This is a genomic window from Bacteroides faecalis (genome assembly GCF_003865075.1).
Classification (GTDB): Bacteria; Bacteroidota; Bacteroidia; order Bacteroidales; family Bacteroidaceae; genus Bacteroides; species Bacteroides faecalis.
In genome coordinates this window covers 196654-221621 of sequence record NZ_BHWB01000007.1, presented here as the reverse complement: position 1 = coordinate 221621, position 24968 = coordinate 196654, and the positions used below count along the sequence as shown (strand labels likewise).

Here is a 24968-nt window from a genome sequence, read left to right as displayed (position 1 = left end):
GCTTTATATCGTTTCTTTAATTCTTTTGTTTCACGTGAAACGTTGCCGCTTATCGTCCTGAAAGTACTAGTAATACGTTGATATCGCTTGGCGATACTCCTGGAATTCTGCTTGCTTGGGCAATTGTTTCCGGATCTATTTTTGCCAGTTTTTGACGGGCTTCCGTAGATAGAGATTGGATAGAAGCGTAGTCGAATTTGCCCTTGATTTTTATACTATCCAGACGGGCAAGCTTTTCTGCAATCATACGTTCCCTATCGATGTAACCTTGATATTTTATTAATATCTCAGCAGCTTCAAGGATTTCTTCTTTACGATCCGTATCCGATGCTGTTACTCTATCCAGTTCTTTTTGGAATGCAGGAACATATTGTGCTATGTTTTCTATTGTTACTTGCGGACGGTTTAGAATTTCGATCAGCTTGCATCCTTGGCGTAGGGGAGTTGTTCCTATCTTTTCGAGTCCATCATTAATTAATGCCGGTTTCATCGAATAACTATGCGTGAAGGCTATGATTTGATCTACAGCTTCTTTTTTACTCTTGAGCAGCTGGTAGCGGTCTTCTTTGACTAATCCTAGTTTATATGCCCGTTCGGTAAGTCTCATATCTGCATCGTCCATGCGAAGAAGGATTCGATATTCTGCTCGCGAGGTAAACATACGGTAAGGCTCGTCTACACCTTTGGTTACAAGATCATCGATCAATACGCCAATATAAGCTTCGTCACGTGCAAGTGTGAAAGGTTCTCCACCATTGCAATTGATGTGGGCATTGATACCGGCAATTATTCCTTGTCCGCCTGCTTCTTCGTAACCGGTAGTTCCGTTCACTTGTCCGGCAAAGAATAGATTCTTAATAATCTTCGATTCCAACGAATGTTTTAGTTGGGTAGGATCGAAGTAATCATATTCGATGGCATATCCCGGTCGGTAGATTACTAAATCTTTGAAAGCCGGAATCTTTTTTAGTGCGGCGATCTGTATATCCATTGGGAGGGAAGAAGAGAAGCCGTTGAGATATAACTCTTGTGTAGTTTCCCCTTCCGGTTCCAGAAACAATTGGTGCTGGTTTTTATCCGGGAAAGTAACGATTTTGGTTTCTATACTCGGGCAATAGCGTGGACCGATACTTTGTATTTGTCCGTTGAATAGAGGAGAATCCGGTAATCCTTCACGAAGAATGTGGTGTACCTCTTCATTGGTATAACACGTCCAGCATTGCAGTTGTTTTAAATGGCTGACACTGGTATTCATGAATGAAAACTTGTGGAAGTCAGCTTCTCCTTCCTGTGTTTCCATTTGATCAAAATGAACGCTGCGAGCATCAATACGTACCGGCGTACCGGTTTTCATTCTACCATAATCAATACCATGACGAGCGATGGATTCGGTAAGTTGGTAAGAAGCCGGTTCGGCCATTCTTCCTCCTGGAAGTTTGTGGCGACCGATGTGCATAAGACCGTTTAGGAAAGTTCCTGCTGTAAGTACTATGCATTTGGCTTTGAAGGTAACGCCCCAGGCTGTAACTAATCCGGTGACTTCTCCATTTTTAACGAGAAGTTCGCATACTGTATCTTGCCAGATATGAAGGTTGGGAGTGTTTTCAAGTTTCTCACGCCAGGACCAAATGAATTTGGCGCGGTCGCATTGAGCACGCGGGCTCCACATGGCAGGTCCTTTCGAACGGTTCAAGATTCTGAACTGAATGGCGGTTTCGTCAGTCACTAATCCCATCTGTCCGCCGAGTGCATCTATTTCGCGTACTATTTGTCCCTTGGCGATTCCTCCTACGGCCGGGTTGCAACTCATCTGGCCAATCTTGTTCATGTCCATTGTGATGAGACAAGTTTTGGAACCAAGATTTGCAGCGGCAGCTGCTGCTTCGCAACCAGCATGTCCGGCACCAATTACAATAACGTCGTACTTAAAATCCATTCTATCTTATTTATTATCTAACGCTGCAAAGTTACGGAAAAGTTGCGAGAGTTGTATCCGCTGCCCGTTTTTGCTTCCAAAAATTGCGGCTAGGTGTCGGAGAGAATAAAAAAATCTCTTTAATTTTAAATTAGAAATATGCAGAATGTCGTTTTACTTGGAATAAATTGTGGGTGATATTTACTTTCTAATCGGTAATATTTTGAATTTATGATTTTGAATCGTCGTTATTACTGTCTTTTTGTTACTTCGAACAGGATCGGATTTTAAGTGTAAATAGAAAATTGGTGAACCCCATTTTTAGAAAAGAGAGTAAAAAAGAAAGGTAAAAGTCATTTTGCACTTAATCTTCTCCTTTTCTCTTGATATAAGTCAATAAAATAAGCTATTAACTGTTTTTTAGAATAGGAACTATTGCATTTTTCCAAATCCGACGTAACTTTGCAGCGTAGTTGTGAAACTACTCTATAGTTTAGTTTTAGTTTAAAGAATTTTTAGGTATTAGAAAAGGTGAAAAAGGTATTAAGTATTAGTTTATAAAATTAAGGATTAGATTTAAGATTAGTTTTTAGGTAGCAAGGTAGTTTTTATTAGGTATTTTGAGTAAAAGAGTAGTTTTTCAGGTAACAAGTAAAGTGAAGATGCAGAAAAAAAGAATCCCATTTATGGGGGATTCTTTAAAGGTGGGGCGGAATTATTCGCTCTTTTTTTGTTTTTAGTCCTTTCCTATTCGTTAGTATTTTCTTTAAAGTGTTTATCGATTGTCTTTGGTTTGGAGGTATTATGGATCTTTTATTCAATAATGCGGGTCTTTTTATACGAATAAAAGCTGTTCTATTATGTCAAAGAAATCAAGGTAAAGAGACAATAAACGTATGGTATATATCTGTTCCTGTTTTCGAGCGTATAAACTACCGGTTTCAAGCGGTGAAACTATTGGTTTCAAGCCTTGAAACTTTTAGTTCCACGCTTTGAAACCTTTAGTTTCACTTGTATGAAACTTTTGGTTCCAAAGGATGAATCTACCGGTTTCAAAAGTTTTTAGATTTTTTTTGCCAGGTGATGGAAATTGTTTCCATCACCTGTCGTCACACCTTATCATCACGCTATTAAGTGCTTTCATTCAGCTATTTATGTATAGGAGTGTGATGAGTGACGGAAAAAAAACTTTTTCATCTTTATGTGTAGAGTAGATTTTCTGTTCTATTTAAAATAGCTTAACTGATGTTTAAAGAAAAAACAATATATTTGCATTCGAAGTCGCGAAAGCAGTTTCCGGGCGATAGATATCCTTTTTTATTAGAGGAGAACATTTTATTAGAGGAGAATAGCAAAGCAATATGAAAGACAAAAGCAGCATTTTAGTAGCAGAGTTGAATCGGAAGGATGAAAAGATATGGAGCGTTTTTTATGATCGTTTTTATGCTGCTTTATGCGTTTATGTTGCTAAAATATTACCTGTACCGGATGCTGTAGAAGATTTAGTACAGGATGTTTTTATCTCTGTATGGGAAAGTAGGCGTACTTTCACTGATATAAAAGAATTGACCAATTATCTTTATCGAGTCTGTTATAATAATGCCTTATTGTATATTCGTAATAATCAAATCCATGATTCTATTTTAAACTCTCTTGCCAAGGATGAAGATTCTCAAGACGAAGATATGGTTTATGTATTGACGGTAAAAGAGGAAATCATCCGTCAGTTATACGTTCATATTGAAGAACTTCCTGCTGAACAGCGTCGAATTATCTTGATGAGAATTGAAGGGTACACTTGGGACGAGATTGCAGAACGTTTGGGAGTGAGTATTAATACCGTCAAAACACAGAAGAGCCGCAGCTATAAATTTCTTAGGGAAAAGCTGGGAGACTCTTTTTATTCTATTCTTCTTTGCTTATTCTTTTAAAATATTAAAAAGTTAAATTGATACTCGTTTACATTTATATTAAATAGTTAAGACTTCTCTTCTTGGCTATAACTGTTTGTCATATGCATATTTTGCTGACATAATGATATGTTTTGTCTGCAATATGTTTTTGTTCTTTTTCATTTATTAGAAAAAATATCATCTTTTTGTCACCCCTTTTTGATTGCTGTGTATATTTATAATAAACGATTAGAAAGAAATGATGATTAATTTTAAATAAAAAAAGGATAATAACATGAAAAACAGTGAGAATATTTATCAGGATGCTGCATTAGTGAAAAAGATCTTGCTGGGAGAGGCTAATGAAGTGGAACGACAAGAATTCCAAAAAAGGCTGATTCATTGCCCTGATTTACAGAACGTTTATGAGGAATTACAAGACAGTGAAACGTTGAAAACTGCATTTGATGAATATCAGAATTATTCTTCGGAGAGAGCTTATTTGGCATTCCTTGAAAAGATAGAATCAAAGAAAACAAAATCACGCAAATCTTTATTACTTCGGGTTGCATGGTACTCAGCTGCTGCAATTGTTATTCTAGCTATTGGTTTAGCCTTTTTTCTCTCGGAAACTAAACTCCCCCAAGAAGAAAATGAAATTTTGATTCAACCCGGAACACAGCAAGCACAGCTGACTTTATCGGATGGAAATACTATCGATATACATGAGAAGAAGGTAGTAGATGTAGTAGTCGATGGAGTCAAGGTGAAATATAAAGAAGGAGTATTAACCTATCAGCAAACTGCTACAACGGAACAGGAAATAAAAGAAAACATAGAAAAAACCATCAGATCAAATGAATTGGCGATACCGCGTGGAGGAGAAAATACAGTAGTTCTTGCAGATGGGACTAGGGTTCATTTAAATGCAGGTTCCAAGTTGATCTATCCGACACAGTTTGCAGGGAAACGTCGAATGGTAATCCTCGAAGGGGAAGCTTATTTTGATGTCACGAAAGATGAAGAACATCCTTTTGTTGTACGGACTCATTTGGGGGAAGTTACGGTGTTGGGAACTGCTTTTAATGTGAACGCATATAGGGATGCTTCTGTTTGCTACACTACATTGGTACATGGGAAAGTAAGTTTTTCTACTCCGGAAGATAAAACAATCACTCTTTTGCCGGGTGAGCAGGCGGTTATCTCGGCGAGTGAATTAAGCAAACGTTCGGTAAACGTGGATGAATATGTTGGTTGGGTGAACGGTGTTTATAGCTTTAACAACCGCACTTTGGGAGAGATTATGCAAACATTCGAACGATGGTATGATATACAAGTTTACTATGAAACACCGGATTTACGCGACATTGCTTATAGCGGCAGTGTAGAGCGATATAGGGCAATAAACACGTTTCTTGATGCTTTAGAATTGACCGGCGACATCTACTATAAGATAAATGGGAAAAGAATATTGATTTATAAGAATGAGTAATATTGAGTTAGGATTGTAGTTATGGAGAAAAAAAAGATTTGTATGTTATGTCTGTTTGCATTGAGTATGATCCTTAGTGCATGGACGCTTCCTTCTGACGAGAGGAAGGTGACTCTTGATTTAAAAGAGGTAACAATGGAGACTTTCTTGAACGCGGTCAAAGAAAAAGCAGGAATTAATATGCTTTACAACTCGCAGATGTTTGACGGGGTTTCATTAGTAACAGTGAAGGCTACCAATGAGCCTTGGAATTTATTGTTGAATCGGGTACTTTCGCCCAGGGGGTTCACTTATGCAACAAAGAATGATATTGTGGTCATCAAAAGGAAAGAGCAGAAAAAACGTGTACTGGAAGGAAAGGTGGTCGATGATATGGGAGATGAGGTATCAGGAGTAACGATACTGATAGTGGATAAAGACCAGAATGTGGGTACGATGACCGATCCGAATGGTAATTTCTCTCTGGATCTCCCAACTGACAATACCATAGTACGCATCTCTTTTGTCGGTATGAAAACATTGGAAATTAATACTGCTAAACTGAATTTGGAGAAAAAGCAAACATTCCAACTGGTGCCGGATGCTAAATTACTGGACGAGATAGTAGTTACTGGTTATCAGGAGATTGATAGGCGTAAACTTGCCAGTTCTATTCTTTCTATCAAAGGATCTGATCTGATGGGTGGAGAGTATATGTCCGTCGATAAGATGTTGCAGGGACGTCTGCCAGGTGTGGCAGTTATGAATATGTCGTCTACTCCCGGTGCAGCTCCTAAAATCAGAATCAGAGGATCTTCTTCAATTACGGGAAATAGAGAACCGGTATGGGTGGTGGATGGAATTATCCTTGAAGAGCGTGTTAATATCTCTACGGAAGAATTGAACAGCCCCGACAAAATAAACCTGATCGGAAATGCTATCGGTTCTTTAAACCCGGAAGATATTGAACGTGTAGATATTCTGAAGGATGCAAGTGCAACGGCTATTTATGGTGTTAAAGCGGCTAATGGTGTCATTGTGGTGACTACTAAACGCGGAAAAGCACAGAAACCAAGTATTTCCTATACTGCTACCTTGGGAATGACGGCTCCACCAACTTATGATAAGATGTTCCGCATGAACTCTGCCGACCGAATTGATATGTCTATGGAGATGCAGGAAAGAGGATTGAGCTTTGGAAGTTACAAACCTTCGGATATCGGATATGAAGGGGCTTTGCAACATTTGTGGAATAAAGATATTACCTATCAGGAGTTTCTAAATCAGGTGAAAGTGCTGAAAGGGTTGAATACGGACTGGTATGATTTGTTGTTTCGCAGGGCATTTACTCACCAGCATTCCGTATCCGTTACAGGTGGAAGTGAACAAGGTGATTATTACATGTCTGTTGGGTATGCCAATGATGAGAGTGTCACGACAGGAGAGGGCTTGGAACGCTATAATGTATTGGCTAAGATAAATACCAAGATTAATCGCAATATTCGTCTGGGATTGAAGGTAAGCGGTTCTCTTTCTAAAACAGATCATCCGCATACTTCTATCGATGTATACGAATATGCATATAATACTTCACGAGCGATTCCTTTGAGAACAGCTTCCAATGATTTGTACTTCTATGCAAATCAAAGTGGTTATACGGGTAGTATACCATTTAATATCATTAATGAACTGAATCATACCGGAAATAAAAATGATAATTCTTCCATAGATGTGGCTATTGATTTGGATTGGAAAGTTGCTTCATGGATGCGTTTTTCATCTTTATTGGGTGTTTCCAGAAGTAATGTGGCACAAGAAGACTGGGCCGACGAACAGTCATTTTATATTTCTTCTATGCGAATGACACCTTATGGAACGATGTTGCCGAATCCCGCAGAGGATACTCAATTTTCTACAAAGGAATGTCGACTTCCTTTCGGGGGTGAATTAGTAACTACCAATACCCGTAATACATCATATACGTGGAGAAACAGTTTGTCTTTAATACAAAGTTTCGGAATACATGAGGTATCCGGAAGTATCGGACAAGAAATTCATTCCTCTAAATATGATGGATTAAAATCCACACAATACGGCTATTTACCGGAGAGGGGGAGACGTTTTGTAGATATTGATCCGACTATCTGGGTAAGATATAACTCTTTATTGAGAGGGCACCCGGATGTGGTGACTGACACGAAGAATAATATGATTTCACTTTATGCCACTGCGGCATATGTCTATGACAGCCGATATATCTTTAATTTTAATATCCGCACAGATGGTTCCAATAAGTTTGGTCAAGACAAAAGTGTGCGTTTCTTACCGATATGGTCTGTATCTACACGTTGGAATGTGATCAATGAGAAATTTATGAAGAATGTCAATTTCCTAAATGATCTGGCAATTCGTGCTTCCTACGGAATTCAGGGTAATGTGCATCCGGATCAGACACCGAACCTTATTGCGAGTCTGGGAGCATTGGAAACATTACCCCAAGAATACATATCCAAACTTTATAAGTTACCGAATAATAAATTGAAATGGGAAAAAACACGTTCATATAATCTTGCTGTTGATTGGGCTTTTTGGAACAACAGAATCTATGGATCATTGGATGTATATTACAAAAAAGGAGTCGATCAGGTAGTAACGAAAAATGTAGCGCCTTCTACAGGTGCATCCAGCGTTTCTATCAATGATGGAGATGTGGAGAACAGAGGTTGGGATTTAGCGGTTTCTTTCGTTCCTATTCAAACTAAAGATTGGATGTGGAGTATGTCGTTCAATACGGGAAAAAACTACAATAAAGTCCTGAATGCAGGTAATTCAGCACTCACTTGGCAAGATTACATCTCAGGATCATTGGTGAGCAATGGACATGCTGTAAATAGTTTCTATTCATATAAATTTGATAAATTGGATGCTCAAGGTTATCCTACTTTTAAAGATACGAACGAGAAGGATGAAAAGGGAAATGCAGTGGTACATTCGCAACAGGAAATGTATGATCACGCCTTTGTTTTCTCCGGAAAACGGGAACCGGACTTGACCGGAGGTTTTTCTACTTATTTGAAATATAAGAATATCACATTGAATGCATTGTTCTCATTTAGCTTTGGAAATAATATCCGTTTGAATGATTTGTATGAATCCTCCGGACAACTTCTTCCATATCCTGACCAGAATATGTCTAGTGAATTTGTAAATCGGTGGAGAGAACCGGGAGATGAAGACAGAACTAATATTCCGGTGTTGTCCGATAAAAGTTTAACTATAAACAATAAAGAGGTAACCTATCGTATTGCTGACAATAAATGGGATATGTATAATAAGAGTGATCTCAGAGTTGTTTCCGGTAGCTTCCTCAGATGTCGTTCGATGTCTATCCGTTATGACTTGAAGCGTGAATGGTTGAAATCTATTTATTTGAAAGGTGCTAGTGTTAGTTTTGATGCGGGGAATGTTTTTGTAATCAAAGATAAAGCTTTGAAAGGAAGAGATCCCGAACAAATTGGGTTTGGTTCAAGAAGTATCCCGCCACAGCGCTCGTATTCACTTCGTTTTAATATAATCCTCTAATAATGAAAAGACGATGAAACAATATAGAATCTATTTTTTAATGCTTATATGCATGTTGTCATCTTGTGGTGACTTTCTGGAAGAAAGCTCACAGGATTTGATGATACCCAAGTCGGTTAAAGACTATAAAGAGTTATTCTTTGGTGAAGTTTTGAACAATGAAGAAAATCTACATCCTTATCTGGAATATATGACAGATGATGTGAAAGACCAATGTTATTATGGGACCAATCCCAAGTTTATATCAAATGACTTTAGAGAGAAAATGTGGGCATATTATACCTGGCAGTCGAACCCTGAAATTGGTATTACCAATGAGTTTTATGCTGATATTGCGTGGACTTCTTATTATCATAAGATTTTGATGGTTAATATTATGATAGATAATCTTCCTGCAATGAACGGAACCGATATAGAAAGGTATGATTTGGCCGGGGAATCTTATTTTATCAGGGCTTTCTCATATTTCATGCTTGCCAACTTGTATGGGCAGCCTTATGAAGTTGCTACAGCAGATAAGGATCTTTGTGTGCCGATTAATGAAGAAATTAGTTTGTCGGATAAGATGATGAAAAGATCTACTAATGCAGAAGTGTATGCGAAAATAGAAGGTGATATCAATCGGGCTATCCAATGTTTCAAAACAGTAGGAGGTGAAAAAACTATATTCCGTCCTAATTTACCTAGTGCTTATTTGTTGGCATCCCGTATTGCTCTTTTCCAGAAGAAGTATGATAAAGCGATCTTGTATGCTGATTCAGTGTTTAAATCGACTTCCCAGCCTCTTTATAAACTTAAGGAGAATGATGATCATTATTTTTTTTCTTTACTTAATAAAGAGATTCTTTGGTCGTATGGTAGTACAGTAATTGAGGAGTATATGAAAGAAGATTATAGATATATGGGAGAATTTGTGGTGTCTGATGAGTTGGTGGAACTCTATTCCGGAGACGATTTACGGCTGACTAATTTCTTTAAATTTACCAAAGGTATGCAGAAAAAACCGGTTGCCAAAGAATGTACTCTTTATACTCCTTTAAAGTGGAGCCGTAATTCACCTACTGTATATTCGAATGCATTTCGTCTTTCGGAGGCGTATCTGAATCGTGCCGAAGCAAATGCGGAATTAGGTAATACAGAGATGGCTCTTGCCGACTTGAACGAACTCCGCGAATACAGAATGAAGCCGGGAACAACTGCTTTGACTCTTGACGAAAAAGGCATTGTCGAGACAGTACGTAAAGAACGTCGCCGGGAACTAGCTTTTGAAGGATTCCGATGGTTTGACTTGCGTAGATATGGAGTGTTGCCCCTTCAGCATACTTATACATCAAAAGAAACTGAAGGTGCCGGTGATGTCTTCAAACTGGAAGATAAAAAAGCTTATGTACTTCCGATACCTAAAAGTGAGAAAGATAGAAATACGGAGATTGAATTATTTGATCGTCCGGAAAGTGAACCTGTTAAATAATTGACCGATTATGAAGAAACTTATACTATTAATCAGTTTGTTGGCTGGGATGTCTTCCTGCTACCATGAAGACGCATTAATTATTCCCGACCAACTGGATAAATACAATATCCTGAAAGATGATCCGTCGGACCCGACTCAACATTTCAGGTATCAATTCTATCAGAAGTATCAAACAGTGATCATTACTAATCCTACCGGAGCGGATTATGAATTTAATTTCACTTCGGATAATGGTATTAAGATTATGGCTCCTGAACAAAATAAGGAGGTGATAAATGATGGAATTGACTTCTTGCAACGTACTTTATTAGATTTGTATCCGGATAATTTTCTGAAAAAGAATCTGCCGTTTTCTATTATTCTGGCAGAAGAAGTACGAATGGATTCTTATGGTGAAACAGCGATTCTGAATTGCTATGCCAGTGGAGGCTTTATTGCTTTAGGCAATGTGACTGTTGGACTAAAGACGATGACTCAGAAAGAATTTTATAAAATCAGGGCAGATGTAAATGCTAGTTTTTGGGCAAGGTATATGTCTCAGGTTAGAGGACTGTTCATTATCTCGGATGCATTTTATGAGGCTAGTGAGGAGGTCGAACCAGATATTTATAGTCCGAACTGGTTTTATTTTGGCTACGATGCTACCCCTTATAATACAGACTTCTATCATTATGGTTTGATCAGTTATGACCCGGAACGTTCGTTTGTGGATGAAGCGGATCCCGATTTTCCTTGGTATTCGCTGTATGCCCCTTCAAAAGAAACGGATTTATCTCAATGGATGAACTTTGTTTTTCTGAAGACACCTGTCGAAATACAAGAGATTTGCGATAAATATCCGGTCATGAAGAAAAAGTATGATATTATTCGGGAAGCCATGTTGGAAAACGGATTTGACTTATCTAAATTGGAATTATAGACTTAAAACAATAATATATGAACAATCTTTTTAAACTATTAATTGTAGGGTTATTGACAACCGGAGTGGTGACTGCTAATGCTGAAACCCAAATATTCAAAAAGAAAAAGAAGAAAGCGAAGGCGGAAACAGAGCAGGCTGCAACCAAAGACTCTACTAAAAATAGTACAACGGAGTATAAGAAGCTATTGAAGGATGCCAAGACAATCGATGGAATGTTTAAGATCCATATTGTAAAGGATAAGTATTATTTTGAAATACCTAAAAAACTGATGGATAGGGATTTTATGATAACGTCCAGAGTTTCCAGTATCAGTAATAATAAGGACGTTTCCGCCGGACAGATGCCTCATAATCCTGTATTGGTGACTTTCTCGGCAGATAAGGATAAAGTATATATGCATAAAAAAATGGTACGCAATTTATGTGATACCACTTCAAATATGTATGCTGCTTTTCAACGGAACTTTATAGATCCTATTTGGGAGGCCTATAAAATAGAGAGTTTGTCTCCCGACTCCTCAGCATATGTCATTGATATGAGTGCACTGTTCATAACTGATGTTCCTGAGTTTAGTCCTTTCCGCTCAGAGAATATCATGGATGTGTTGATGAAGAAGAAAGCTTTGAAAGGAAGCTTGTCCGCTACAAAGTCTTCTATTTTGGGAATGAAATGTTTCCCCATGAATATCAATATTAAGACGTTGATGGGGTATTCGGTGGATGGAGCTCCATTTACTGCTACGATGACACGCAATATAATTCTATTGCCGGAGAAAACAATGCGCCCCCGGTTAAGTGATACCCGCATTGGCTATTTTGACGAAGGCAAAAGGCTTTATACAGAGAAAAAGGATGGTTTGCAAGAGTTCTCTTATATCGATAGATGGAATTTACAGCCAAAACCAGAAGATTTGGAGCGATACAAACAGGGAGAGTTAGTGGAACCGGAGAAACAAATTGTTTATTATGTAGATACAGCCATTCCCGATAAATGGAGGAGCTACATTAAAAAAGGAATTGAAGATTGGCAACCGGCTTTTGAAGAGATAGGATTTAAGAATGCAATTATTGCTAAGGATTATCCGAAAGATGATCCCAACTTTGATCCCGATGATATTCGTTATAGCTGCTATCGGATGATTACTACTCCTGTACAGAACTCGATGGGCCCTTCTTGCGCTGATCCGCGTTCCGGTGAAATCATTCAGGGGGATGTGCTTTTCTATTCAAATATTGTACAATTACTACATAATTGGAGATTTGTGCAAACGGCTGCTGTTGATCCGAAAGTTCGCAAAGCAGTGTTTGATGATGAAACGATGGGAGGATCATTGCGTTATGTGGCTGCTCACGAAATCGGGCATACATTGGGATTGATGCATAATTTCGGAGCTTCTTATTCATTTCCGGTAGACTCTTTGCGGTCGGCTACTTTTACTCAAAAGTATGGTACGACTCCTTCCATTATGGATTATACCCGTTTTAATTATATTGCTCAACCCGGTGATGAAGGAGTGGCGCTGACTCCACCGACTTTGGGCGTATACGATAAGTTTGCGATCAAATGGGGATATAAACCTATCTTTGAGGCTGAATCACCCGATGCAGAAAAAGCTACGTTGAGTAAATGGATTAAAGAGAAAGACCATGATCCGATGTATAAATATGGTCCCCAGCCTTTTATTAATGAAGTAGATCCTTCCTGCAAGTCTGAAGATCTTGGAGACAATGCAGTAAAAGCAGGTATATATGGTCTTAAAAATTTGAAGGTTATCATGAAGAATTTACCGGAATGGACTAAGGAAGATGATAATCACTATGAACATCTTACTGAAGCGTATCAGGAAGTTATTATGCAGATGCAGCGTTATTTATTACACGCAATGGTTTCTGTTGGCGGTATTTATTTTGATGAGCCGCGACGGGATAATGTAAAACCAGTCATACGTTTTGCCCCCAAAGCTGAACAAAAGGAGGCTTTGAAGTTTGTGTTGGAAACTATGATGGAATTACCGGACTGGTTGCTTGATAAGAATATCATTGAATATACGGGTCCAATCTATTCGCCAAGTACTCTGCAATCTATTGTTATTAGCCGGTTATTCTTTACTTCTATTACATCCAGCCTTGTATTGTTTGAAGAGATCTATCCTAAGGAGGCTTATCGTTATAGTGAGTTTATGGATGATATTTATAACTTCGTGTGGAGGAAAACAAAATCCGGGGCTAAATTGGATATGTATGACCGTAATCTACAGATAACTTATGTCGATAAATTGCTAAGGGAATCCGGTTTGTCTAAACAAAAAACTTCCATATTCGGGTTTAAAGACCTGAATGAAGTAGAAAAACAGTTAGTGACAGATAATGTTGATTGGCAGAAAGCAGGATTTGAGTTAAATCCGTTAGGAAATGTAGATATGATAAAGAATCCCGCGATACATCAGAAACTGATAGAGAGTTATAATTTAATTCGTAGTAAAACCAGAGTGGGAGATAACACCACTAGAGCTCATTATCAGAGTTTGGCGCTTAAGATAAAACGGGCATTGACTAACAATGAATAGCTTGAAGTTCTTATCGTAATTTGAATTTCTTAAATTTAAAATGCACCCCAAAGGTTTTGTGTCTAACTTTTGGGGTGCAATCTTTATGAATACGGAATATAGTTAGATAAACCAAAGATTTCAATGTGAGTTCCTTATATCAGGCTTAATTATGCGATATAAAATGGACGTTTTGTTATATCTTTGATTTTCTTGATATATTTCTAAGATATTATTTTATCTCATAGCTAATGCCTTATCTTCCGCAGCTTCCATAATCTCCCGTTCACCGGGACCTTTGTCGTTGATTCCGCAAAGATGAAGAATTCCATGGATAATTACCCGATGCAATTCGTCATCATAAGACGTTCCGAATTGTTCTGCATTGGTTCGTATAGTATCCAAACTGATGAATAAATCGCCGGACAGACGATCTCCTTCACAATAGTCAAAAGTGATAATATCTGTGAAATAATCGTGTTGCAGATATTGACGGTTTACTTCCAGTATCTTTTCATCCGAACAGAAGATATAGGCGATTTCACCCAGCCTTTTTCCATAAGAAGCAGCTACGTTTTTAATCCATTCCGTTGTTTCCCTTTTCTTGAGATCCGGCATTTTAATGCCTTCCGATTGATAAGTTACAGCCATAATAAAACTGATTTAAAAGAAAAATAAATAACTGATTAAGATAGCGGCAATTATCCCTGAAAAGTCTGCAATTAAGCCGCAGGTAACTGCATTCCGGGTTTTGGTAATTCCTACGCTACCGAAGTAGACGGCAAGGATATAAAATGTAGTATCCGAAGCACCACGTACTACACAACTCATTCGACCGACAAATGAATCGGGACCCAACTCTTTCATTGTGTCTATCATCAATCCATTAGCACCACTGCCACTAAGTGATTTCATCAATGCAGTTGGGAGGGCACCTACAAAACTAGTATCGATTCTAAATAAGCCGACAAAAGATCCGATAGCTCCTACCAGATAATCCATAGCTCCTGAAGTGCGGAATACAGCAATGCCTACGAGAAAAGCAACCAAATAAGGAATGATACGTATTGCTGTTGTGAATCCTTCTTTAGCACCTTCTACAAACGAATCGTATACATTGATTTTCTTACGGACTCCCGTCAGAATAAACAAAATGATGACTCCGAACAAGATGATATTGGCAATTAATGTAGAATAAGTTCCCATTTCTTCGCGGGAAATATTCAAAAACAAATAAATCAAACCTGAAAAGAACAGGCAGACAATACCCATTAATATCAGAATCGGTTTATTGATCAGGTTTATCTTTTGAGCAATGCTGACCGCAATGACTCCTACCAAAGTAGAAATGAATGTACTCAACAAAATAGGAATAAATACATCTGTCGGTTGTGCAGCACCCATCTGTGCACGATAGACCATGATACTGATTGGAATAATGATGAGGCCGGAAGTGTTGATAACCAAAAACATAATCATCGGATTGGAAGCCGTATCTTTCTTTGGATTCAATTCTTGCAATTCTTTCATGGCTTTCAACCCCATTGGGGTAGCTGCATTATCCAATCCCAGCATATTAGCAGACATATTCATAAAGATGGAACCTAATACCGGATGTCCTTTAGGAATATCCGGAAACAGCCGGCAAAGCACCGGACTGAGAAAACGTGCCAATGAACTTATTAATCCGCTATTCTCTCCGATTTTCATAATTCCCAACCAAAGAGCTAATACTCCGGTTAGCCCTAAAGAGATCTCGAAGGCTGTTTTCGAAGAGTCGAACGTAGAATTCATAATAGCAGTAAATATCTCCGTATCTCCCAGAAATAGCACTCTTGCAAGGGCTATCACAAAAGCTATGAGGAAGAAGGCTATCCAGATATAATTCAGAACCATAGTTTTGATATATGTATGATGTGGATGCAAAAGTAAGTATAACGTTTCAAATAAACTAGCAGTGAAGGAAAGTATTCTTTAACAAAAGAGGTCACAATCTCTTTGTAGATTTTCCACTGGGAGCTTGATTATATGTGTAAACAAGGATTTATAAAACTATTCTTTTATGAAATAACGCTTATAAACCGATATTTTTCAGTAAGTTTGTACTGCATAAATTCCTTTTAATCGGAAGGAAACTTGTTCTTTCAAGAGCTAAAATGTGTTTTTGTAGGAAAGAAGCTATAGCCGCAAGTTCTGATTATGAAACCGAAGCCTTTGATTATATAATCAAAAGTTTCAGTTATATAACCGGAGCTTGCGGTTATAGTTTTGTATAAAGGAAAAGAAAGTTATCACTTAATAGAGAACAAGTTATCTATTAGTAGGGAGCAAGTTTTCTATTAATGAACAACAATCTATTTATTAATGAAATAGAAGAAGGAACTAAGTTTATGGTATATTGGGGAGTAAATGGCTGACATACAAGAAACGAGAAAACGGATACTTTATCTGAAACAAACAAATAGTGTACTCAAGTTTTGTCAGTGATATGCAATGTAAATTTCTTTGTAAATTCCTTGCGGAAACGGCTGTAGCCTTTTTCTGTTTCCATGGGTTTCCTCAAAGTTTTCTTCTACTCTATTTGCTCATGTTCTTTACGTAGCTCTTTGTACTTTTCCAGCGTGAGAATGATGGCAAGGTAACAAATCTATTAACTCTCTAAAAAACAACTAATGCAATGATTACAGACTATGGTTTTCTAAAAAAACGAATGAAATAGGGGTAAGATGCCCTAATCCTTCTACTCTCAAAATAGTATGTGTAATATCTGGAAATCAGTGTGTTATGTGGATAGATAGTTAAATGAAAGTGACAATAGAAATGTTATAAATCTCTATTGTCACTCTATTGTCACCTATCTATTATCACCACTTTACCATTGATTATCTGAGACTTAATTCCGAAAAGTGACAAGTGACAATAAATAATGGCTTTATACTCCCTAGAGATAAAGTAGATCATACCTGAATCAGGACGTACCCCCTGTGTGACATATAAGATGAATCTTTTTCAGTCATTTAATATATTGTTGGGGCTTTAAAAACTTATTCTCACGCTTCGGTTAATTTGCTATTGTTAGTCTTTGAGTTAGCGAATATCTTGCTGTAATTACAATTTTTCTTGGTTTATTTGCGTATTATGCTTACATATACTGCTTTTTAGCTAATAGTTATTAGTTAAATAGTATAAAATACTAATATTATATTTGGTATTTACAATATAGTTAGTATATTTGCATTATGACAATGTGTTTAGTTAGTATTTGCAATAGATAAACTTGATAGCTACAAATCGATATATGAGTTTTATGCGCAGATATACTAACTGTTTTGATCATTTAGAAAGGAGGAATAAATATGAAACATAATACACTGAGGTCTTACAGTTGTTTGGCAGCACCAAAACTAAATTTTGTTAAAAGCCCTGCTCCAATCGAATTTTTTACGGCCCCATTAGTAATATATAATATAAGGCTTTCATTTTCTTGTGGCTTGCATCGATCCTCCCCGAGTTACGTGTATCAGCATATGGTAACAGTTAGAAATAAAACCAGTATTTTAAAATATAAACACCCTAATAATAATTATACCATGAACAAATTAACTATTCATAGAACAACAGACTGCTCCTTCTTCATTAGGAAAACCGAAGAATTGCAGCTTGTCAGCAAAAAGAAATTTGAAGTACTACAAGTTCAAGACTATTCATGCACTCCCGTACATATCTTACTTAATAATGGTCATCCGAACCGATGGAAACTTTATCAGCAACAGTGCCGGCCCCCTCCGTTCCCGTCCCTGTAATATTTATTCGTCAGCACAAAGTGTAAGAATGACTTGATTGAACGGCCGAAGACTGTAGCACCTCACAAAGTAGATAATTCACTTTAAATAATCATATTATCTATTTATCATGACGGATGATTCCGCCATGACAGGGAACAGTACACTCAATTTGCAACATATAAAGAATATCCAAATCTCTCAAAACCACTATTGAATGTAAATTAATACAACTATTTAAAAGCATCAGAAAGGAGGTGTACGACAATGGCAATGAAAAAATCAGTATGGGATATCATCCTGAAAGCGATTATCGCCGTAGCTTCAGCAGTCCTTGGAGCGTTGGGTGCCAATGCTATGAACCTGTAGAATTCTTCAACAAGCTGAGTCATTGAATTCAGTGAACAGATTCAAGACACAAACACCGGTACAATCCCACTGTGGATACGAGCTCTATTCCGGCAGAGGGATTGTTTACCGATAGTTATTAAAAAACCAATTATTCAATTTATAAAAATCGACTTCTTATGAAAACCAATCCTACAAAAAATAACAAACTCCGGATTCCCGGACAATTATTCCGGCTTCTTATCTTTGCATGTCTTCCCCTAGTACCGACATTCGGCCAAGTGGTCAAGCTGGACATGCCCCAGATCTTCCCCGTTTCCCCCGAAGCCGCCGTTTTGGACAAATTCCATTCCTATCCGGTGGACTATTGTACGGGCGTACCCCAAATCAGCATTCCTTTATATGAAATCGTAGCGGGAGACATCACGATCCCCGTCACCTTATCCTACCACGCCTCCGGCCTCAAGCCTCACGAAGGTAGTGGACTGGCTGGCACCAACTGGTCACTCAGCCTTGAGCCCTCTGTCAGCCGGGAGATACGTGGGACGGACGACATTGGCAATTATGGCTGGCTGTGCGATGGCAGCTATCACCGCGGTATCCCTCCCGGATTTTCACGCATGGACCAGATCAACTTTATGGACGAAGTCGTTCGCGGCATACGCGACAGCCAGCCGGACCGTTTTACCTACACCCTGCCTCATGGAGGAGGAAGCGGATATATGTTGTATCGGGGAAGCCCCATGGTCACCTGTCCCCGCACCAATGATGTAGTAAACTGGGACAGAAGCGATAAAATGAGCATCACCGACGATAAAGGATACTATTATGAGTTCGACGGCGTGGTAGAGAAAGTATTCTATACCCAATCCATCAACCGTTGGCACTGTACCAGTATCCGGTCGCCACACAGAACCACCCCGTCCGTTACCTTCGGATATGATATCCTTTCCCACCAGTCATCCGGAACCAACAAAGGATGTATGGGGTTTGGAGAAGTAATCATCAACAAGAACCCAACCGAAGACGGATATAATCTGACCGAACATCTTCCTCTTCAGGAATACAACTATGCCTTAGTGCCCGATTATAATGCCGGTTCGGACGCTTACTATTACGACTATAAGGCGGAATTGAGACGTGGTTACTCCGAAAGTCTCCACATTGATAATTCGGGCAGCATCCTTCCCAACGATGTTGAAGTTCCGCGGCTGACCGATATCCGTTTCCTGGGCAATACGATGAAAATCAGTTATACCTCGGTAGGCGGTCCTGAGTACTGGAACGATGCATACGATACCATCGAAGTGACCGACGAACATGGCAATCCGGTACGCAGCATCCGTTTCTACCTCAGTACCTACAACTCCCATACCAGCCTGACCAAACTGGATTCCGTCAGCATCTCGGCACCCGGCGTGGAGACGAAGACATATAAGTTCAATTATAACGGCGGCCTGAATGTCCCTTCCATTGATACAAAGGTGGTAGACCATTGGGGATTCTGCAACGGTCCTGAAAACCGGTATGTCGTCAATACAGTCCCCAGCTTCCGCAAGATATTGACTTACAGTAAAAATGGGCAGCAAATACGTCTGCTGTTGGATTATAAAGGAGCGAACCGGGAGGCTGATGCCACCTGGACCAATCTGGGAATGCTGATTCAAATCACCGACCCGCAAGGCTTGGAAACACACTTCGAATATGAGGGAAACCATGCAGCTTTCGCCATGGGCTATCCCGGTCCGGAGGAAGAAGGTGCGATGTACCTCCGTCCGGTTGGCGGCCTTCGGGTCAAGTCCATCCACACCTACGACCCCAAGGAACAAAAGACGGTCCGCAAAAGATACAGTTATGGGCTGGAAGGATCCATCGGCTGGGGAGTTATTTGGGGTGGCGGTGCCATTCCCCATATCGTCACCGAACGGGATTACCAGACCAGCGTTCTTGTACCTTTCTCACCTGGCAATCTCCAGAGTATGACGGTTATCCATAACAATCCCGTCAGTGAGATCACATTCCACAACGGAAGCCCTGTTCTCTACAGTAACGTAAAGGAGAGTGTGGAAGGCGGCGGTTCCGCCCTTGTGACAGAGTATGTCTACCATGTGCCTTGCCATGAGTACAACAACGTACTGGAATGGGACCAATATGATCCTGAGTTGAATTATGTCAAAAAAGAGAAACAAGTGAATGATTACCTGTTAAGTCACTCTTACAAAGAATTGAAAGGCCTCGTATGCCCCCTTCCCAACAATCCGGGAAAGCATCCGGATGAATACATCAATATGTCCGACGACCAATGGCTGGCAGGAAAACTGAAGCGAGTGGACCGTTACAAGGATAATGGCTTTTTTTTATCCACTACGGAGTATGAGTACGAACATGTCAGTACGGGAGGCGTGGTCAGCATCGACATCCCGGTACGACATATCTCTGTCAGCCGGGAAGTCTGCGAAAATAATCCGGGAGATTATTCCTGGGATAATGTATTCAATACCGGCAGGTTCTATCCTGCGGAAGACGGTGGTCCGGCCCAGTCTACCTTCTATCTGGATCCGGGGTCGTATACATTCCTTACAAGAGAATATACCATAGAAACTCGTGAGCAGGTACCTCGTGACCAGCCCCCTTATGAGTTTGAGTCTTATAAAGAAAATAAGACATTCGAGTATAAGTTTTCTCATCTGTCGGGAATTTCTCTGGAACCTCGTAAGATAACTACCAGCCGCAGTGACGAAGGTCTCACTATTGACGAGTACGATTATCTGGACGGGCAATTCCCGGGGATACTCTCGATGCACCGGCATACGGAAGGGGGTAGCTGGAAAGAAAACCGTATCCTTTTCAAGGAAGGTACAAGCCTGCCCGAGCGGGTGGTTTCCGCGACGGACCGGGAAACAGAATTTCGTGATGAGGTGGTTTATACGGCTTACGACTTATATAACAATGTGGCGGAGGTACACAGCAAGGACGGAACTCCCATTACATATCTCTGGGGATACCGGGGCCGCTTCCCGGTTGCCATGATAGAGAATGCCACACGATCGGAGGTACTGGCCGCCATGGGAGTGGACGCCGGCGAGGCAGACGGTTGGGCAGGAGACATGATGCCTGCCCCGGCCATGCTACAGTCCCTGCAGCTTTTGCGTACTTCTTTATCGGAAGCGAATGTGTACACCTGCGAATACGAACCGTTGCAGGGGGTGATAGCTGTCACCGATCCCAATGGAATCACCACCCGGCATGAGTACGACGGTTTCAACCGGCTGACAAGGAGCTATTACCTGGACTCGGCCGCGAACAAAGTACTGCTGCAACAGTATCTCTATCACTTGGGGGAGAAGTAACGGGAGTCGGGTATGCTAAAGGCCGGATATCCCTGTGGCGGATACCGACTGACGGATTCACCAAATGTGACTACGGCTTTTAGCATAGCTGATAAAGTAAGCTTGTGAATAAGAGTAATACAAGAATGATACAAGAATCAAAAATAGAATAAAATAACGAATAATTATGAAAGCGATACGAACTATCAGAAATCTGCGGACATTGGGAACCCTCCTTTCGTTCCTGGTCCTGTCCCTATATCCCGCCGGTGCTTCCGCTCAATCCCGGGACACCCTGTATATGCACACCAGTGCCGGGCAGCCTCACATCATCACTGTGACTCCGCGGGTAAAGACTTCCGGACTTGCCGGATTGAGTGAGAATCAGATGCGGCGTGAAATCCAATACTACGACCGCTTCGGTAATCCTAACCTGAACATCCTGCATGGCCTCTCCCCTAACGGAGAAGACCTGGTAAACCTGCAAAGCTATGACGGGCTTAACCGGGAATCTTTCCGTTACCTGCCTGTAGGCGCGAATACCTCCGGCGGCAAATACATGGAACCTTATGTGGTGGGGGACATAGCCCGGGCGGCCGCTTACTACGGCAAAGACACTGCCCCCTGGAGCTATCCCGTCTACGAAAACTCTTCTCTGAACCGGATCAGACAACAGTTCGGTCCCGGAAAGGACTGGGAGGAACATCCGGTGCAGACCTCTTTCCTTACCAACCAGAACCAAAAAGGATTGGCGCATTACTTGACCTTCTACCCTAAATTGAGCGTGCGTATCTATTCCCTTTCTGGGGACAGCCTCACCTATCGGCAGGACTATGCGACAGGTACTCTCGACTGTACGCAGACTACTGACGAGGACGGACACATCACCCTGGAATTCAAGGACCGGGCTACGGACCGGGTCCTCCTTTCACGGGTAATGGACGGAGAGGTGCTGCTCGATACCTATTACGTTTATGACAACTACGGGAATCTACGGATGGTATTGCCTCCGACGGCTTCGGACTTACTGACTTCGACCACTACACCCGCTTCATGGATCGAGACTGTGGCAGCGATACAGAAGTATGCTTATCTCTACAAGTATGACGGCCGGAACCGCTGCATCTACAAGAAACTTCCCGGTTGCGATCCCGTCTATACAGTGTATGATTCAGCCGACCGTCCTATCTTCGTACAGGACGGAATGCAACGTTCCAAAGGGGAATGGTCCTTCAGCATACCCGATGTTTTTGGAAGGATCGTCTTGACGGGAACCTGCAAGAATACGCTAAATCATGCAAATGATCCGTTAAAGAACGTAGTGGTGAAAGCTACCCGGTTAACAGGCACGAATCAGACTAATGAGCTGAAAGGATATACGCTTCCCTCAAAAGTCGCCTTGACCACCCCTGTTATATTGAGCGTAAATTATTATGACCGGTATAGCTTTATAGGATCGAATGGAATTCCTTCGGGCGCTGCCACTGCTTACGAAAAAGTAGCAGGGTATGACCAGCTCAGGACAGTGGGAGTCAAAGGCTTGCTTACAGGCACACTGACGGCTAAGATATCCGGCAATGGGACGGTATCGGGATACCTGTACTCGGTGATGTATTACGATGAGAGGGGACGTATGATCCAGCAGCGGGGAAACAATTCTCTGGGAGGAGAGGATAAGATATTTACTGCCTACGACTTCCCGGGAAATCCTACGCAAGTCAGGAAAGTACATACTGTCGGGTCGGACACCCGGACAGAAGTATATACCCATACCTATGACCCGGCGGAACGTCTGTTAAAGACCACCTATCAGTTGGACAATGCCGCGGCGGTGACTCTGGTGGATAACACCTACGATGAAGTGGGACGTTTGAAGTCGGACGGGCGAAACGGGAATGCTAGGCTGAAAACGGAGTATGCTTATAACATTCGTTCTTGGACGAAGAGTATTACAGGGACTCTGTTCAGTCAAACGCTGAATTATCAGGAGGCAATAACGGGGAATACCCCTTGCTATAATGGCAACATCAGCAGTATGTTGTGGAAGGCAGAAACGGAAACGATCCAAAGGGGGTATCGTTTCACGTATGACGAGCTTTCCAGATTGAAGGATGCCCTCTACGGGGAAGGCGCTACGCTTGCCTCTAATACGAATCGATTCAATGAGCAGATTACCGCTTATGACAAGATGGGAAATATTCTGGGGTTGAAACGTTACGGGCAGACGGCTGTAAGTAGCTACGGGCTGATTGATAATCTGACTTTGACGTATAACGGTAACCAGTTGCAGGCGGTAAAGGACGTTGCCACAAGTTCGGTTTATGGTAATGGAACAGAATTCAAAGACAATTCCAATCAAACGGTGGAGTATGCTTATGATAAAAATGGTAATCTGACTAAAGATTTAAACAAGAATATTAGTAGTATTGGGTATAATTTTTTAAATTTGCCTAATCAGGTAATCTTTGCGGGAGGTAATAGTGTTTTATATGAATATGCTGCTGACGGAACAAAGTTGCGTACTGTACATAAGACGGGGGCTACTACCTTAACGACGGATTATTGTGGTAATGCGATCTATGAGAATGGGGTGTTGAAGATGTTGCTCAATGATGCGGGTTATGTTAGTTTCCCGGATAGGAAGGTTCATTTCTATCTGAAGGATCATCAGGGTAATACTCGTGTGGTAGCAGATAAGGATGGCAATGTTGAGGAGACGAATGCGTATTATCCTTTTGGTGGTACTTTTACATCAACCAATAGTGTTCAGCCTTTTAAGTATAATGGTAAGGAACTGGATACGAGGAATGGATTGAGCTGGTATGATTATGGGGCGAGACATTATGATGCGGCGATAGGGAGGTGGCATGCAATAGATCCCAAATGTGAAAAGTACAATTATTTGTCTCCATATGTTTATTGTAACAATGGGCCGATTGATAAAATAGATCCTACCGGAGAAGATTGGTATCGCGACAATAACGGAAATTATCGTTGGATAGAAGGCGACGAAGAAATTGAGGGATATGAAAGACTCGGTTCATCCGTTTCTATATCGTTGGGAGATGGTCTGTATCTAAACGCCTATCAGAATGGTGGTATCATTGCGAATCAAGCAGTAAATGCATTCGACTTAATTTCTGGCAGCGGAAAATTACAGAAGCAGTTCTTAGGCAATCAAAGTCCTCTGTCTGAAGACTCAAAATCAGCATTGTTCAATGGACTAACCAGCAGAGGAGTTGATGCAATAGCCCGTCCCGTAGGAGAGTTTCTGGTAGAACAGGGAACTGTTTTGCTGGGAGGCAAACTATTAAGTTTGGGAATTGGAAAGTTAGTCGGACAATTTGCCTCCAAAAGCGGTAGTAGTATTGCCCAAGCTGCAGAAGCTTCTTCTATTGGTAATGAAGCGGCTGTTGGAACCCATTCTGTTTATACGGGGGTAGACGCTTCGGGAACGGTTCGATATGTAGGCATAACAGGGCGTGATCCATCCGTCAGGTTTTTGGAACATTTGCATTCAGGAACGGCAAGAGCTACATTAAAGTTTATACCTGTTAAAGGCGCTGAAAATCTGACAAGGACTCAAGCCCGGGTATGGGAGCAAACTCTAATTAACCAGTATGGAATGGGAAAAAACGGAGGACAATTATTAAATAAAATCAATTCAATCGCCCCTAAAAACTGGGGACAATATGGTATAAAATAAT

At 40.6% G+C, this 24968-nt stretch carries 12 protein-coding genes; 9 read left to right on the top strand and 3 right to left on the bottom strand.

Annotated features, from left to right (window positions below):
- Positions 1 to 49 precede the first annotated feature (49 nt).
- The gene (gene mnmG / locus EJF25_RS13595; protein WP_125041606.1) at positions 50 to 1936 is read right to left on the bottom strand and encodes a tRNA uridine-5-carboxymethylaminomethyl(34) synthesis enzyme MnmG; all 1887 of its coding nucleotides are present in this window, start codon (positions 1934 to 1936) and stop codon (positions 50 to 52) included.
- Between the two features lie 1340 nt (positions 1937 to 3276).
- On the opposite strand from mnmG, the gene EJF25_RS13590 reads away from it, so the two are divergent.
- The 6 genes from EJF25_RS13590 to EJF25_RS13565 all read left to right on the top strand — a co-directional run bounded on the left by EJF25_RS13590 (position 3277) and on the right by EJF25_RS13565 (position 13823).
- A complete protein-coding gene (locus EJF25_RS13590; RefSeq protein ID WP_125041605.1) occupies positions 3277 to 3846 on the top strand; it encodes an RNA polymerase sigma-70 factor in 570 nt (189 codons plus the stop codon).
- Between the two features lie 256 nt (positions 3847 to 4102).
- Positions 4103 to 5299, top strand: a complete 1197-nt coding sequence (locus EJF25_RS13585) for a FecR domain-containing protein (RefSeq protein ID WP_125041604.1) — start codon at positions 4103 to 4105, stop codon at positions 5297 to 5299.
- A 21-nt stretch (positions 5300 to 5320) separates the two neighbouring features.
- Positions 5321 to 8860, top strand: a complete 3540-nt coding sequence (locus tag EJF25_RS13580) for a TonB-dependent receptor (protein WP_125041603.1) — start codon at positions 5321 to 5323, stop codon at positions 8858 to 8860.
- A 13-nt stretch (positions 8861 to 8873) separates the two neighbouring features.
- Positions 8874 to 10331 carry a RagB/SusD family nutrient uptake outer membrane protein gene (locus EJF25_RS13575; RefSeq protein WP_125041602.1) on the top strand — a complete coding sequence of 486 codons (1458 nt, stop codon included), beginning with the start codon at positions 8874 to 8876 and terminating at the stop codon, positions 10329 to 10331.
- A gap of 10 nt (positions 10332 to 10341) precedes the next feature.
- The gene (locus EJF25_RS13570; protein ID WP_125041601.1) at positions 10342 to 11253 is read left to right on the top strand and encodes a hypothetical protein; all 912 of its coding nucleotides are present in this window, start codon (positions 10342 to 10344) and stop codon (positions 11251 to 11253) included.
- A gap of 17 nt (positions 11254 to 11270) precedes the next feature.
- Positions 11271 to 13823: a zinc-dependent metalloprotease gene (locus EJF25_RS13565; protein WP_125041600.1), complete on the top strand. Its 2553-nt coding sequence runs from the start codon at positions 11271 to 11273 to the stop codon at positions 13821 to 13823.
- Between the two features lie 216 nt (positions 13824 to 14039).
- Here EJF25_RS13565 and ybeY read toward each other — a convergent pair whose 3' ends face one another.
- A complete protein-coding gene (ybeY, locus tag EJF25_RS13560; protein WP_125041599.1) occupies positions 14040 to 14453 on the bottom strand; it encodes an rRNA maturation RNase YbeY in 414 nt (137 codons plus the stop codon).
- 12 nt (positions 14454 to 14465) lie between these two features.
- A complete protein-coding gene (locus EJF25_RS13555) occupies positions 14466 to 15698 on the bottom strand; it encodes a spore maturation protein (protein ID WP_125041598.1) in 1233 nt (410 codons plus the stop codon).
- 2159 nt (positions 15699 to 17857) lie between these two features.
- Between EJF25_RS13555 and EJF25_RS24915 the strand changes: the two genes are divergently transcribed.
- The 3 genes from EJF25_RS24915 (at position 17858) to EJF25_RS25730 (ending at position 24967) form a co-directional block, all read left to right on the top strand.
- Positions 17858 to 17953, top strand: coding sequence for a smalltalk protein (locus EJF25_RS24915; RefSeq protein ID WP_160119417.1), 96 nt, complete (start codon positions 17858 to 17860; stop codon positions 17951 to 17953).
- Positions 17954 to 18111: 158 nt separating this feature from the next.
- Positions 18112 to 21282, top strand: coding sequence for an RHS repeat domain-containing protein (locus EJF25_RS13550; RefSeq protein WP_125041597.1), 3171 nt, complete (start codon positions 18112 to 18114; stop codon positions 21280 to 21282).
- Positions 21283 to 21448: 166 nt separating this feature from the next.
- Entirely contained in the window at positions 21449 to 24967 is a 3519-nt protein-coding gene (locus tag EJF25_RS25730) for an RHS repeat domain-containing protein (protein WP_125041596.1), read from the top strand.
- The last annotated feature ends 1 nt before the right edge of the window (position 24968 follow it).

Excerpts from the sequence above, each read along its gene's own strand:
- EJF25_RS13550 (WP_125041597.1), top strand. The coding sequence starts at position 18,112 with ATGAAAACCAATCCTACAAAAAATAACAAACTCCGGATTCCCGGACAA.
- mnmG (WP_125041606.1), bottom strand. The coding sequence starts at position 1,936 with ATGGATTTTAAGTACGACGTTATTGTAATTGGTGCCGGACATGCTGGT.
- EJF25_RS13590 (WP_125041605.1), top strand. The coding sequence starts at position 3,277 with ATGAAAGACAAAAGCAGCATTTTAGTAGCAGAGTTGAATCGGAAGGAT.
- EJF25_RS13555 (WP_125041598.1), bottom strand. The coding sequence starts at position 15,698 with ATGGTTCTGAATTATATCTGGATAGCCTTCTTCCTCATAGCTTTTGTG.
- EJF25_RS25730 (WP_125041596.1), top strand. The coding sequence starts at position 21,449 with ATGAAAGCGATACGAACTATCAGAAATCTGCGGACATTGGGAACCCTC.
- ybeY (WP_125041599.1), bottom strand. The coding sequence starts at position 14,453 with ATGGCTGTAACTTATCAATCGGAAGGCATTAAAATGCCGGATCTCAAG.
- EJF25_RS24915 (WP_160119417.1), top strand. The coding sequence starts at position 17,858 with ATGAAAAAATCAGTATGGGATATCATCCTGAAAGCGATTATCGCCGTA.
- EJF25_RS13565 (WP_125041600.1), top strand. The coding sequence starts at position 11,271 with ATGAACAATCTTTTTAAACTATTAATTGTAGGGTTATTGACAACCGGA.
- EJF25_RS13580 (WP_125041603.1), top strand. The coding sequence starts at position 5,321 with ATGGAGAAAAAAAAGATTTGTATGTTATGTCTGTTTGCATTGAGTATG.
- EJF25_RS13585 (WP_125041604.1), top strand. The coding sequence starts at position 4,103 with ATGAAAAACAGTGAGAATATTTATCAGGATGCTGCATTAGTGAAAAAG.
- EJF25_RS13575 (WP_125041602.1), top strand. The coding sequence starts at position 8,874 with ATGAAACAATATAGAATCTATTTTTTAATGCTTATATGCATGTTGTCA.
- EJF25_RS13570 (WP_125041601.1), top strand. The coding sequence starts at position 10,342 with ATGAAGAAACTTATACTATTAATCAGTTTGTTGGCTGGGATGTCTTCC.